Annotated in this window: 5 protein-coding genes, 8 tRNA genes and 3 rRNA genes; 14 read left to right on the top strand and 2 right to left on the bottom strand. The window is 47.3% G+C overall.

Features of this window, described 5'->3' with window-relative positions; genetic code table 11:
* Window positions 1–89: 89 nt before the first annotated feature.
* Window positions 90–815, bottom strand: a complete 726-nt coding sequence (bamD, locus tag L9Q39_RS11600) for an outer membrane protein assembly factor BamD (RefSeq protein ID WP_237485197.1) — start codon at window positions 813–815, stop codon at window positions 90–92.
* Between the two features lie 130 nt (window positions 816–945).
* Between bamD and rluD the strand changes: the two genes are divergently transcribed.
* The 14 genes from rluD to L9Q39_RS11530 all read left to right on the top strand — a co-directional run bounded on the left by rluD (window position 946) and on the right by L9Q39_RS11530 (window position 12,533).
* Window positions 946–1,920 (top strand): 23S rRNA pseudouridine(1911/1915/1917) synthase RluD, encoded by a 975-nt coding sequence (rluD, locus tag L9Q39_RS11595; protein ID WP_237485196.1) that lies wholly within the window; start codon window positions 946–948, stop codon window positions 1,918–1,920.
* Entirely contained in the window at window positions 1,920–2,651 is a 732-nt protein-coding gene (gene pgeF, locus L9Q39_RS11590) for a peptidoglycan editing factor PgeF (protein WP_237485195.1), read from the top strand. The genes rluD and pgeF overlap by 1 nt, the downstream gene beginning before the upstream one ends.
* An 83-nt stretch (window positions 2,652–2,734) precedes the next feature.
* The gene (gene clpB, locus L9Q39_RS11585) at window positions 2,735–5,308 is read left to right on the top strand and encodes an ATP-dependent chaperone ClpB (protein WP_237485194.1); all 2,574 of its coding nucleotides are present in this window, start codon (window positions 2,735–2,737) and stop codon (window positions 5,306–5,308) included.
* A 554-nt stretch (window positions 5,309–5,862) separates the two neighbouring features.
* A 16S ribosomal RNA gene (locus L9Q39_RS11580) occupies window positions 5,863–7,415 on the top strand.
* A 63-nt stretch (window positions 7,416–7,478) separates the two neighbouring features.
* Window positions 7,479–7,555, top strand: a tRNA-Ile gene (locus L9Q39_RS11575).
* A gap of 41 nt (window positions 7,556–7,596) precedes the next feature.
* Window positions 7,597–7,672, top strand: a tRNA-Ala gene (locus L9Q39_RS11570).
* Window positions 7,673–8,070: 398 nt separating this feature from the next.
* Window positions 8,071–10,959 (top strand): 23S ribosomal RNA (locus L9Q39_RS11565).
* Between the two features lie 120 nt (window positions 10,960–11,079).
* A 5S ribosomal RNA gene (gene rrf / locus L9Q39_RS11560) occupies window positions 11,080–11,195 on the top strand.
* The 16S, 23S and 5S rRNA genes sit together here with 3 tRNA genes alongside, the layout of an rRNA operon.
* Window positions 11,196–11,252: 57 nt before the next feature.
* Window positions 11,253–11,329, top strand: a tRNA-Asp gene (locus tag L9Q39_RS11555).
* A 716-nt stretch (window positions 11,330–12,045) separates the two neighbouring features.
* A tRNA-Phe gene (locus L9Q39_RS11550) sits at window positions 12,046–12,121 on the top strand.
* Between the two features lie 56 nt (window positions 12,122–12,177).
* Window positions 12,178–12,253 (top strand) — tRNA-Thr (locus tag L9Q39_RS11545).
* A 10-nt stretch (window positions 12,254–12,263) separates the two neighbouring features.
* Window positions 12,264–12,339 (top strand) — tRNA-Asn (locus L9Q39_RS11540).
* A gap of 32 nt (window positions 12,340–12,371) precedes the next feature.
* Window positions 12,372–12,447 (top strand) — tRNA-Thr (locus L9Q39_RS11535).
* Between the two features lie 10 nt (window positions 12,448–12,457).
* Window positions 12,458–12,533, top strand: a tRNA-Asn gene (locus L9Q39_RS11530).
* Window positions 12,534–12,602: 69 nt separating this feature from the next.
* Here L9Q39_RS11530 and L9Q39_RS11525 read toward each other — a convergent pair.
* Entirely contained in the window at window positions 12,603–13,715 is a 1,113-nt protein-coding gene (locus L9Q39_RS11525) for a PilT/PilU family type 4a pilus ATPase (RefSeq protein WP_237485193.1), read from the bottom strand.
* Window positions 13,716–13,720 lie beyond the last annotated feature (5 nt).

Genomic DNA, 13,720 nt, shown 5'->3' with positions numbered 1-13,720 from the left:
GTGATGTGTTTAACTATATGAATGAATGCGTACTTTCGCCACTGATAGACAATAAAAAAGCGCTGAATGTTCAGCGCTTTGCAGAGATATTATTGAGGGTTGAGCGCCATAAGTTCTTCTGTGCGCTTAACTTGTTCGTCCATTCCTAACTGTTGGTATGCCTCTTTTTGGATCTCGAGCGATTTACGCGCGGCTTCCGTGTTAGGGTAGGTTTTCTGTAATTCTTGGCTGCGGTTAATAGCGGCAACCCAGGCTTCACGGCGTAGATAGAAATCCGCAGTAGCTAGGTCATAGTTCGCTAAACGATTCTTGAGCGCGACCATACGAAATTGTGCATCTTTGGCGTAAGCACTGTTTGGATAACGCTCTAGCAAACGATCAAAATCAGAAAATGCTGCGCGAACGGGTTCAGGATCTCTGTCATCACGATTAACATTAAGCACATCGTGCAGGAAGTTACGATCTTGCGCCATGTGAGTTAGACCGCGCATATACAACACCCAGTCAGAACGAGGATGGGTTGGATTTAGGCGTGAGAATCGTTCGATGGTGGCTAAGCCAAGGGCAAGATCGTCATTTTTGTAATAGGCATAGATGAGATCCAATTGTACCTGCTCGGTATAGGCACCGAACGGGTAACGAGAGTCCAACGCTTCAAGACGCTCAATTGCCGTAGACCAACTACCACCTTGCAGCGCTTGCTGCGCGTCAGCGTACAGTTGAGATGGTGGAACATCTGGGACGGCGACTTCTTTGTCAGCACAACCAAACAACAAAGCTAACGACAATAAGCTTGTTAGTTTAAGGAGTTTCATACTAAAACCAATTTCCTTGAAGTAATTATTTTTCCGCGTCCATTACTTTTTACCTAAGTAACAGATACAATGATGGGCTATATTATCCACACTCGTGGTATTAGTCCCAAGGTTTTTTAAAAAGTTCGATATGGCTCAGCAGATTGAATTAACAAATACAGTAAAAGATAGCCAGCTAGGTCAACGTTTAGATCAAGCGGTAGCAGAACTCTTCACCGATTTCTCCCGTTCTAGACTCAAAGAGTGGCTACTAGATGGCAAAATTTCGGTTAACGGAGAGGTTATCACAAAACCACGCACGAAAGTGATGGGTGGCGAGGTGATTGCTGTTTTAGCAGAGCTAGAAGATGAAGAACGTTTCGAAGCTCAAGACATTCCGTTAGATATTGTTTACGAAGATGATGACATTCTTGTGATCAACAAACCAAGAGGCTTTGTTGTTCACCCTGGTGCAGGAACACCGGATGGTACCGTGCTAAACGCATTGCTACATCATTTTCCTGCCATTGCAGAAGTGCCTCGTGCTGGTATTGTGCATCGTTTAGATAAAGACACCACAGGTCTTATGGTGGTAGCGAAAACGGTTCCTGCACAAACACGCTTGGTCAGAGCGCTACAGAAACGCAATATTACTCGTGAATATGAAGCGATAGCGATCGGTAAAATGACCGCGGGTGGAATGGTGGATAAGGCGATTGGTCGTCATTCAACTAAGCGCGTATTAATGGCAGTGAACGAACTGGGTAAACCTGCGGTGACTCACTACCGTGTGGCGGAACATTTCCGCGAACATACCCGTATTCGTTTACGTCTAGAGACCGGGCGTACTCACCAGATCCGTGTCCATATGTCCTACTTGCAGCATCCTCTTCTCGGTGACACTGCTTATGGTGGTCGAGCAAGGATCCCGCGCGGAGCCAGTGAAGAATTAACAGAAATGATTCGCGCCTTTGACCGACAAGCCCTACACGCAGTGATGTTAAGGTTTGAACACCCTGTTTCCGGTGAAGAGATGGAGTTTCATGCCCCCGTACCGGATGACATGGTTGCAATGACAGAAGCGTTACGAGAAGACACTAAACTCAATAAGGAAGAAGAGTATTAATGCCTTTCTTTAAGCCGGATTGGAAAACGGCGGCACAGGTAACTGCAATCAGTTCAACTCGAAATGGCGGTGTATCCAAGCCGCCTTTCGACAGTATGAACCTCGGCAACCACGTTGGGGATGATCCCGATAAGGTAATGCAAAACCGTCGTCGTCTTCAGCGGGTGGCTAACATGCCCTCAGCACCGATCTGGCTTAATCAAACTCACTCCACCCATGTTGAAGTACTGACTCAGTCGACTGTTCAAGTGATAGACGCAGATGCCACTTACACTGAAGTACCCAATTTGGTGCTGTCGGTGATGACGGCAGATTGTTTACCGATACTCATCGCCGCGAAAGATGGCAGTGCAGTCGCTGCGGTACATGCGGGTTGGCGAGGTCTGGCTGATGGCATTGTAGAAAACACCTTGTCTCTGTTTAAATCAGAAGTACAAGCGTGGATCGGTCCAGCGATTGGCGCAGATGCGTTTGAAGTGGGGGACGATGTTAAGCAGGCTTTTTGTTACTCAGCGCCTGAATTAGCCTCAGCGTTTAAAACTCATCCCGCTCATCACGATAAATGGCTTGCCGATTTGCCCCGCATTGCAGCCTATAAACTGAATAAGCTTGGTGTAGAAGCGGTAGAGTTCAGCGGGCACTGTACCTATTCAGAACCCGAGCAATTCTTCTCTTATCGCCGCGATGGTGTGACGGGGAGAATCGCCAGTTTCATCTGGTTGACGGATTGATTTTTACTTTCCTATCTTGAAATCACGCCTCTTAGTAACCATCTTAATTGCATATCTTGATTGAATGTTATTAGGGGGTTGCTATGCGCCTTGACCGATTTACTAGCAAGTTCCAAATCGCTATTTCTGATGCCCAATCTTTGGCATTAGGACGCGACCATCACTACATTGAACCCACACACCTTATGGTTGCGCTATTAAACCAAGAAGGCAGTGCTATCCGTTCATTGCTCACTATGCTCAACGTTGATGTGGTGCAGATGCGCTCAAAGTTGGCTGAGATCTTAGACAAGTTGCCAAAAGTAACCGGAATAGGTGGTGATGTTCAGTTATCGAGCGCGATGGGACAGTTGTTCAACCTATGCGATAAAGTGGCTCAAAAACGCCAAGATGCCTATATCTCGTCTGAAATTTTCTTATTAGCCGCGATAGAAGATAAAGGGAGTCTTGGGCAGCTGTTGAAGCAGTTTGACTTAACGGAAGCCAAAATCAATCAAGCGATTGAGCAGATCCGTGGTGGGCAAAAAGTTGAAGATCCCAATGCAGAAGACAAACGCCAAGCGCTGGAAAAATTCACTATCGATCTCACAGAAAGAGCTGAGCAGGGTAAATTGGATCCTGTCATTGGTCGTGATGATGAAATTCGCCGAACAATTCAAGTTTTACAACGTCGTACCAAAAATAACCCAGTGATCATCGGCGAGCCCGGGGTGGGTAAAACCGCTATCGTGGAAGGATTGGCGCAGCGCATCATTAATAGTGAAGTGCCAGAAGGCTTACGCGGCAAACGAGTCTTGTCCTTAGATATGGGGTCATTAGTGGCGGGAGCGAAATATCGAGGTGAATTTGAAGAGCGTTTAAAATCCGTTCTTAACGAACTGGCAAAAGAAGAGGGTAACGTCATTCTCTTCATTGACGAATTGCACACTATGGTCGGAGCCGGTAAAGGCGAAGGCTCGATGGATGCAGGTAACATGTTAAAGCCGGCACTTGCCCGCGGTGAGCTTCACTGCGTAGGCGCGACTACTCTTGACGAATATCGCCAGTATATTGAAAAAGATGCCGCACTAGAACGACGCTTCCAAAAAGTGATCGTGGATGAGCCATCAGTTGAAGATACGGTGGCTATCTTGCGTGGATTAAAAGAGCGTTATGAATTACACCACCATGTCGAGATCACCGATCCAGCGATTGTCGCGGCGGCGCGTTTATCTCATCGCTATGTCACTGATAGACAACTTCCAGATAAAGCCATTGATCTCATCGACGAAGCGGCGTCGAGTATTCGTTTACAAATCGACTCCAAACCAGAATCGCTCGATAAACTAGAGCGAAAAATCATTCAGCTAAAAATAGAGCAGCAGGCTCTAGAGAAAGAGCATGATGAAGCCAGTGAAAAACGTTTGCTGGTGCTTAATGAAGAATTGCACACCAAAGAACGCGACTATGCAGAACTTGACGAGGTTTGGAATGCCGAAAAAGCCGCGCTTTCAGGCACTCAGCATATCAAGTCAGCATTAGAGCAGGCGCGTATGGATATGGATATTGCTCGCAGAGCTGGCGACCTAAACCGCATGTCAGAATTGCAGTATGGTCGTATTCCAGAATTAGAGAAGCAACTTGATCTGGCAACGCAAGCCGAAATGCAGGAGATGAGCTTGCTGCGTAATAAGGTCACCGAAGCTGAGATCGCAGACGTGCTGTCTAAACAGACGGGAATTCCGGTAGCCAAAATGCTAGAAGCAGAAAAAGAGAAGCTTCTAAAAATGGAACAAGTGTTACACCAGAGAGTCATTGGCCAAAACGAAGCAGTAGAAGCCGTATCGGATGCGATCCGACGCAGTCGAGCAGGTTTGGCGGATCCAAACAAACCGATTGGCTCATTTTTATTCCTAGGACCAACGGGTGTCGGTAAGACCGAGCTCTGCAAAACCCTTGCAAACTTTATGTTTGATAGCGAAGAAGCCATGGTGCGCATCGACATGTCCGAGTTTATGGAAAAGCACTCAGTCGCCAGGTTAGTGGGCGCGCCTCCGGGATATGTCGGCTATGAAGAAGGGGGTTACCTCACCGAGGCAGTAAGAAGAAAGCCTTACTCCGTCATATTGCTTGATGAAGTAGAAAAAGCGCATCCGGATGTGTTTAACATTTTATTGCAGGTTCTGGATGATGGTCGTTTGACGGATGGACAAGGTCGCACGGTCGATTTTCGCAATACCGTCGTCATTATGACTTCGAACTTGGGTTCTTCGCGTATTCAAGAGAACTTCCAAGTTTTAGACTATCAGGGAATAAAGCAAGAAGTGATGAATGTCGTGACTTCCCACTTTAGACCTGAGTTTCTTAACCGTGTTGACGAAAGTGTGGTTTTCCATCCGCTGGGTAAAGAGCACATTAAATCCATCGTTGATATCCAGTTACAGAGTCTAGCGAAACGAATGCAAGAGAGCGGTTATCAATTGTCATTGTCGAATGAAGCTTTGGATTACATCGCCAATATAGGTTATGACCCGGTTTATGGTGCAAGACCTTTGAAACGCGCAATTCAACAAAACGTTGAGAATCCATTAGCGAAGCAGATTTTGGCCGGTAAAGTCGATATTTCTAAACCCATTAGATTGATCGTTAGCGGTGAAAAGATAGCAATTGCCCAGTAATAGATGTGAAATGGCGAGTTAAAAAGGGAGCTTTGCTCCCTTTTTTGTTGTTAATTTGTCCTTATTGGTGGATTTGTGTGCGAACAATATAAAAAAGCGTTTTTTTCTCAAATTAGTCCTTGCCAAGATGAATCCGATCTCTATAATGCACCCTCGCTGACACGGGAACGAGGCATTAAAACCTCTACCAAATCAGTGATAGGTCAACCTCCTAGAGGTTAGAGAAATTAAGTTGAAAAAAGTGGTTGACACAACAACTTATCTCGCTAAAATGGCCGTCCGTTTTGAGAGAAGCTCAAAACAAGCTCTTTAACAATATAAACCTATCAATCTGTGTGGGCACTCGTTGATGATAATCAAAAAGAGATACTTCGGTATCCACTTAGATTTCAATGAACTGAGTGACCAAGCAAGTCGAAAGACTTGGCACAGTCAATTCATTATCATTCTGTTGGAATGGTAATAGCTTTAAAATTACTTCTTACTTTCGAGTAAGGACAGTTTTGAAGTCAGTATTCGTTGAGTCTCCCCTATTTATAGGGAATCAAAATCTTAAATTGAAGAGTTTGATCATGGCTCAGATTGAACGCTGGCGGCAGGCCTAACACATGCAAGTCGAGCGGAAACGAGTTATCTGACCCTTCGGGGAACGATAGCGGCGTCGAGCGGCGGACGGGTGAGTAATGCCTGGGAATATGCCTTGATGTGGGGGATAACCATTGGAAACGATGGCTAATACCGCATAATGCCTTCGGGCCAAAGAGGGGGATCTTCGGACCTCTCGCGTCAAGATTAGCCCAGGTGGGATTAGCTAGTTGGTGAGGTAATGGCTCACCAAGGCGACGATCCCTAGCTGGTCTGAGAGGATGATCAGCCACACTGGAACTGAGACACGGTCCAGACTCCTACGGGAGGCAGCAGTGGGGAATATTGCACAATGGGCGCAAGCCTGATGCAGCCATGCCGCGTGTGTGAAGAAGGCCTTCGGGTTGTAAAGCACTTTCAGTCGTGAGGAAGGGGTATGCGTTAATAGTGTATATCTTTGACGTTAGCGACAGAAGAAGCACCGGCTAACTCCGTGCCAGCAGCCGCGGTAATACGGAGGGTGCGAGCGTTAATCGGAATTACTGGGCGTAAAGCGCATGCAGGTGGTTCGTTAAGTCAGATGTGAAAGCCCGGGGCTCAACCTCGGAACTGCATTTGAAACTGGCGGACTAGAGTACTGTAGAGGGGGGTAGAATTTCAGGTGTAGCGGTGAAATGCGTAGAGATCTGAAGGAATACCGGTGGCGAAGGCGGCCCCCTGGACAGATACTGACACTCAGATGCGAAAGCGTGGGGAGCAAACAGGATTAGATACCCTGGTAGTCCACGCCGTAAACGATGTCTACTTGGAGGTTGTTCCCTTGAGGAGTGGCTTTCGGAGCTAACGCGTTAAGTAGACCGCCTGGGGAGTACGGTCGCAAGATTAAAACTCAAATGAATTGACGGGGGCCCGCACAAGCGGTGGAGCATGTGGTTTAATTCGATGCAACGCGAAGAACCTTACCTACTCTTGACATCCAGAGAAGCCGGAAGAGATTCTGGTGTGCCTTCGGGAGCTCTGAGACAGGTGCTGCATGGCTGTCGTCAGCTCGTGTTGTGAAATGTTGGGTTAAGTCCCGCAACGAGCGCAACCCTTATCCTTGTTTGCCAGCGAGTAATGTCGGGAACTCCAGGGAGACTGCCGGTGATAAACCGGAGGAAGGTGGGGACGACGTCAAGTCATCATGGCCCTTACGAGTAGGGCTACACACGTGCTACAATGGCGCATACAGAGGGCGGCCAACCAGCGATGGTGAGCGAATCCCAAAAAGTGCGTCGTAGTCCGGATTGGAGTCTGCAACTCGACTCCATGAAGTCGGAATCGCTAGTAATCGTAGATCAGAATGCTACGGTGAATACGTTCCCGGGCCTTGTACACACCGCCCGTCACACCATGGGAGTGGGCTGCAAAAGAAGTGGGTAGTTTAACCTTCGGGAGGACGCTCACCACTTTGTGGTTCATGACTGGGGTGAAGTCGTAACAAGGTAGCGCTAGGGGAACCTGGCGCTGGATCACCTCCTTAACGATAAGATTATTGCGATGAGTGTTCACACAGATTGATGGTTTATAGATTAAAGACGATACTGGGTCTGTAGCTCAGGTGGTTAGAGCGTTCGCCTGATAAGCGAGAGGTCGGTGGTTCAAGTCCACTCAGACCCACCAATACTCCTAACGGATTTTGGCATACAGTATCAACACCTGATGGGGCTATAGCTCAGCTGGGAGAGCGCCTGCCTTGCACGCAGGAGGTCTGCGGTTCGATCCCGCATAGCTCCACCATCTTTAAGCGCATTAGTGATAGTGTCTTTAGAAATGGTTTCCTTCTTTATAGAGAAGGTGAAACATTGCTCTTTAACAATTTGGAAAGCTGACGAATAACAACAATCCCCTTATCTTTAGATAAGCGTTGTTATTCAAATAAAAGTTCTCAAATCCTAGTGATTCTTTTCAATAAAGAATGATTAGGTACCAACACACATTCAAGTGTTCTTGGAAACAACATAACTTCGGTTGTGTTTGTTCACTTTTTGCTTCTGCTTTTTTATAAAAAGCGGAAATAAAGAGTTATTTGAGTCCGGCAAAATCAAAGCTATCTCGCTCATTCAAATAATGAGATAGCGACTTTGGTTGTTTAACGACAGCGCCAAGATTTCTTTAGAAACTCTTTGGGGTTGTATGGTTAAGTGACTAAGCGTACACGGTGGATGCCTTGGCAGTCAGAGGCGATGAAAGACGTAGTAACTTGCGATAAGCCCAGATTAGGTAGTAACAACCTGTGAGTCTGGGATGTCTGAATGGGGAAACCCACTAGCACAAGCTAGTATCATTAACTGAATACATAGGTTAATGAGGCGAACCGGGGGAACTGAAACATCTAAGTACCCCGAGGAAAAGAAATCAACCGAGATTCCGAAAGTAGCGGCGAGCGAAATTGGATTAGCCCTTAAGCTTTTAGCACGTCAGGTGAAGAGTCTGGAAAGTCTCGCAATAAAGGGTGATAGCCCCGTAACCGACAACGTGCAATCAGTGAAAACGAGTAGGGCGGGACACGTGATATCCTGTCTGAATATGGGGGGACCATCCTCCAAGGCTAAATACTCCTGACTGACCGATAGTGAACCAGTACCGTGAGGGAAAGGCGAAAAGAACCCCTGTGAGGGGAGTGAAATAGAACCTGAAACCGTGTACGTACAAGCAGTAGGAGCCTCCTTTGTGGGGTGACTGCGTACCTTTTGTATAATGGGTCAGCGACTTATATTCAGTAGCAAGGTTAACCGAATAGGGGAGCCGTAGAGAAATCGAGTCTTAACTGGGCGTCGAGTTGCTGGATATAGACCCGAAACCAGGTGATCTAGCCATGGGCAGGTTGAAGGTTGAGTAACATCAACTGGAGGACCGAACCGACTAATGTTGAAAAATTAGCGGATGACTTGTGGCTAGGGGTGAAAGGCCAATCAAACCTGGAGATAGCTGGTTCTCCCCGAAAGCTATTTAGGTAGCGCCTCGGACGAATACTACTGGGGGTAGAGCACTGTTAAGGCTAGGGGGTCATCCCGACTTACCAACCCTTTGCAAACTCCGAATACCAGTAAGTACTATCCGGGAGACACACGGCGGGTGCTAACGTCCGTCGTGGAGAGGGAAACAACCCAGACCGCCAGCTAAGGTCCCAAAGTATAGCTAAGTGGGAAACGATGTGGGAAGGCTTAGACAGCTAGGATGTTGGCTTAGAAGCAGCCATCATTTAAAGAAAGCGTAATAGCTCACTAGTCGAGTCGGCCTGCGCGGAAGATGTAACGGGGCTAAGCTATACACCGAAGCTGCGGCAATAACTTTTAGTTATTGGGTAGGGGAGCGTTCTGTAAGCCGTTGAAGGTGAACTGTAAGGTTTGCTGGAGGTATCAGAAGTGCGAATGCTGACATGAGTAACGATAAAGGGGGTGAAAAACCTCCTCGCCGGAAGACCAAGGGTTCCTGTCCAACGTTAATCGGGGCAGGGTGAGTCGACTCCTAAGGCGAGGCCGAAAGGCGTAGTCGATGGGAAACGGGTTAATATTCCCGTACTTCTTACAATTGCGATGGGGGGACGGAGAAGGCTAGGTGGGCCTGGCGATGGTTGTCCAGGTTCAAGTGCGTAGGCTGAAGGTTTAGGTAAATCCGGACCTTCTTAAGGCTGAGACACGATGTCGAGCATCTACGGATGTGAAGTCATTGATGCCATGCTTCCAGGAAAAGCCTCTAAGCTTCAGATTGTAAGGAATCGTACCCCAAACCGACACAGGTGGTCGGGTAGAGAATACCAAGGCGCTTGAGAGAACTCGGGTGAAGGAACTAGGCAAAATGGTACCGTAACTTCGGGAGAAGGTACGCTCTTAGCGGTGAAGTCCCTAGCGGATGGAGCGGCCGAGAGTCGCAGATACCAGGTGGCTGCAACTGTTTATTAAAAACACAGCACTGTGCAAAATCGTAAGATGACGTATACGGTGTGACGCCTGCCCGGTGCCGGAAGGTTAATTGATGGGGTTAGACTTAGGTCGAAGCTCTTGATCGAAGCCCCGGTAAACGGCGGCCGTAACTATAACGGTCCTAAGGTAGCGAAATTCCTTGTCGGGTAAGTTCCGACCTGCACGAATGGCGTAATGATGGCCACGCTGTCTCCACCCGAGACTCAGTGAAATTGAAATCGCTGTGAAGATGCAGTGTACCCGCGGCTAGACGGAAAGACCCCGTGAACCTTTACTACAGCTTGGCACTGAACATTGACCCTACATGTGTAGGATAGGTGGGAGGCTTTGAAGACGGTACGCTAGTATCGTTGGAGCCGTCCTTGAAATACCACCCTTGTAGTGTTGATGTTCTAACTTAGCCCCCTTATCGGGGGTGAGGACAGTGCCTGGTGGGTAGTTTGACTGGGGCGGTCTCCTCCCAAAGAGTAACGGAGGAGCACGAAGGTGGGCTAATCACGGTTGGACATCGTGAGGTTAGTGCAATGGCATAAGCCCGCTTGACTGCGAGAATGACAATTCGAGCAGGTGCGAAAGCAGGTCATAGTGATCCGGTGGTTCTGAATGGAAGGGCCATCGCTCAACGGATAAAAGGTACTCCGGGGATAACAGGCTGATACCGCCCAAGAGTTCATATCGACGGCGGTGTTTGGCACCTCGATGTCGGCTCATCACATCCTGGGGCTGAAGTCGGTCCCAAGGGTATGGCTGTTCGCCATTTAAAGTGGTACGCGAGCTGGGTTTAGAACGTCGTGAGACAGTTCGGTCCCTATCTGCCGTGGGCGTTGGAAGATTGAAGGGGGCTGCTCCTAGTACGAGAGGACCGGAGTGGACGAACCTCTGGTGTTCGGGTTGTCATGCCAATGGCATTGCCCGGTAGCTAAGTTCGGAATCGATAACCGCTGAAAGCATCTAAGCGGGAAGCGAGCCCTGAGATGAGTCTTCCCTGGCACTTTAAGTGTCCTAAAGGGTTGTTCGAGACTAGAACGTTGATAGGCAGGGTGTGTAAGCGTTGTGAGGCGTTGAGCTAACCTGTACTAATTGCCCGTGAGGCTTAACCATACAACACCCAAAGGGTTTTGATGGACTCAAAGCAAGAACAGATTGAATGTGTGAGAATTTGAACAGCTTTCCAGATTTTTACCTTTAGCTTTTTAAAGCTGAAAGTAAGCAAGAATTTTGCTTGGCGACCATAGCGTTTTGGACCCACCTGATTCCATTCCGAACTCAGAAGTGAAACGAAACAGCGCCGATGGTAGTGTGGGGCTTCCCCATGTGAGAGTAGGTCATCGCCAGGCTTTGAATATTGTCTATTTAAAGCCCTTTTTTGGTCAGACTTTAGATAGTACCACTGCGGAGTGGTAGTTCAGTTGGTTAGAATACCGGCCTGTCACGCCGGGGGTCGCGGGTTCGAGTCCCGTCCACTCCGCCACTTATTTAGAAAAAGCCCTAGCAGCAATGCTAGGGCTTTTTCGTGTCTGTTGCTTTTGTGATGTCAGAGAATTTATGTCAATTACATTCATTAATTGCTCAATTTTGTCCAGCCTCGAAAGTTGAGTGACATTGCCGTACTTTGTTTTCCACAAAATGATTCCAAGCAGCATAGACACTATCAACAATTTCTTCATAACTATCGAAGCATCGATTAGCTAATACATTATGTCGTAGCCAACACAATACTTGTTCTGTTGGATTTAGCTGAGGTGAATACGCTGGGATAGGGCGTTTGGTATTGGCTTTTTCGCGTGATCTAATTGTAAGTCACGTTTATCACTACTCTATGAGCGGACTCCCTTGAGGTGCTCGATTAAGAGACGTTAGCGGTGTTAATATGAGTGGCTAGGTGAATTAATATTAATTAAATTCCAGCGTATTGATATTTGGTAGTATAGAAAGGGTTTAAGTGCTTAAAGCTATTTGGTCTTTGAGACAACGTTTAATGAAGTAAAAGCCAAGAGAACATGAAGTTTTTTGCAAATAATGGCCTTTATTTTTTAGGTGGCGAACCTACTCAACTTAGCTGAGGGCTTGTTTTTAGGCACTAAATGAATAAAAACAGTACGCTAAGTATAGAAAAGCACCAAACGATATTTTTTTTGCATTTTTGTGTTGACGTTAAGACCGAAAAACCGTTTAATACACCCCGTCGCCCGGATAGCTCAGTCGGTAGAGCAGAGGATTGAAAATCCTCGTGTCGGTGGTTCGATTCCGCCTCCGGGCACCACAATTTAGATTGTTGGTGCTTAGACAAAATAAGCATGACAATAAAGTATATAGTGCGCCGACTTAGCTCAGTAGGTAGAGCAACTGACTTGTAATCAGTAGGTCACCAGTTCGATTCCGGTAGTCGGCACCACTTATATAATTCCCCCTTAGTTCAGTTGGTAGAACGGCGGACTGTTAATCCGTATGTCGCAGGTTCGAGTCCCGCAGGGGGAGCCACTTTTAAGAAGTGAGTTTGACTGACTTCTTGTGCCGACTTAGCTCAGTAGGTAGAGCAACTGACTTGTAATCAGTAGGTCACCAGTTCGATTCCGGTAGTCGGCACCACTTATACAATTCCCCCTTAGTTCAGTTGGTAGAACGGCGGACTGTTAATCCGTATGTCGCAGGTTCGAGTCCCGCAGGGGGAGCCACATTAAAAAAGCCTTATCGAAAGATAAGGCTTTTTGCTTTCTAGCTTTTGAGCATTTCCATTTACAACTCTAGCTCATATCGATCTGAACATTATCAAAGGGTGAGCTTTGCGTTTGTGCTTGTTCGGAATTACCGAGCTTGAGCATTAATCTGAGATCGTTTGGCGAGTCGGCACTGTGCAGCGCCTCTTCATAAGTGATCTTGTCGTTATTCACCAAGTCGAACAGAGCCTGATCGAAAGTTTGCATGCCTAACTCACGTGACTTCGACATGGCTGGTTTGATCTCTTGCAGTTCCCCTTTGCGGATTAACTCTGAAATCCTCGGGCTATTTAGCAATATCTCGAATACGCCATGCCGCCCACCCCCTTCTTTGTCACGTACTAACTGCTGACCAATGATTCCTTTCAGGTTTGAAGACAGGTCATAAAGAAATTGTTCTTTCTGCTCCTTTGGAACTAGGTGCAGGATACGCTCCAAGGCTTGACTGGCATTGTTGGCGTGCAGCGTCGCCATACACAAGTGACCGGTTTCAGCAAACGCCATTGCATACTCCATGGTTTCACGGCTGCGTATTTCGCCGATGAGAATCATATCCGGTGCTTGTCTTAATGAGTTCTTGAGTGCAACTTCATAACTTTCCGTGTCTAGCCCCACCTCTCTCTGTGTCACAATGCAGTTCTTGTGTTGATGAACAAACTCAATAGGATCTTCAACCGTTAAGATATGCCCCGAATGCTCTTGGTTCCTATAGCCAGTCATTGCTGCCATCGTTGTCGATTTACCAGAGCCAGTTGCTCCGACAACTAATACTAATCCTCGTTTCGCTGTTGCTAAGCTTCGTAGAGGGTCAGGGAGAGACAGTTCCTCAAAGGTAGGGATTTGGGTCTCAATACGACGTATGACCGCCCCAGGCAGTTCTCTTTGAAAGAAGGCGCTGACACGAAAGCGCCCAAAAGGACGTACGACAGCGAAATTGGCTTCTTTTGATGTCCGGTACTCTTGGTACTTCTCAACGCTCATAAGAGCTTCTAGGAGCGAATAAACGCTACTCTCATCGAGAACCACACCTTCTGGATTTAATCGACCATCCACACGATGAAGAACCGGTGAATCGACGGTGATATAGAGGTCAGACGCTTTCTTATCCAGCATCTGTTTTAGAATCGTATCTATGTGCATCAATT

The sequence above is a fragment of the Vibrio hippocampi genome, assembly GCF_921292975.1.
In the GTDB taxonomy this organism is placed as follows: domain Bacteria; phylum Pseudomonadota; class Gammaproteobacteria; order Enterobacterales; family Vibrionaceae; genus Vibrio; species Vibrio hippocampi.
This window is presented reverse-complemented; position numbering and strand designations above follow the sequence as displayed.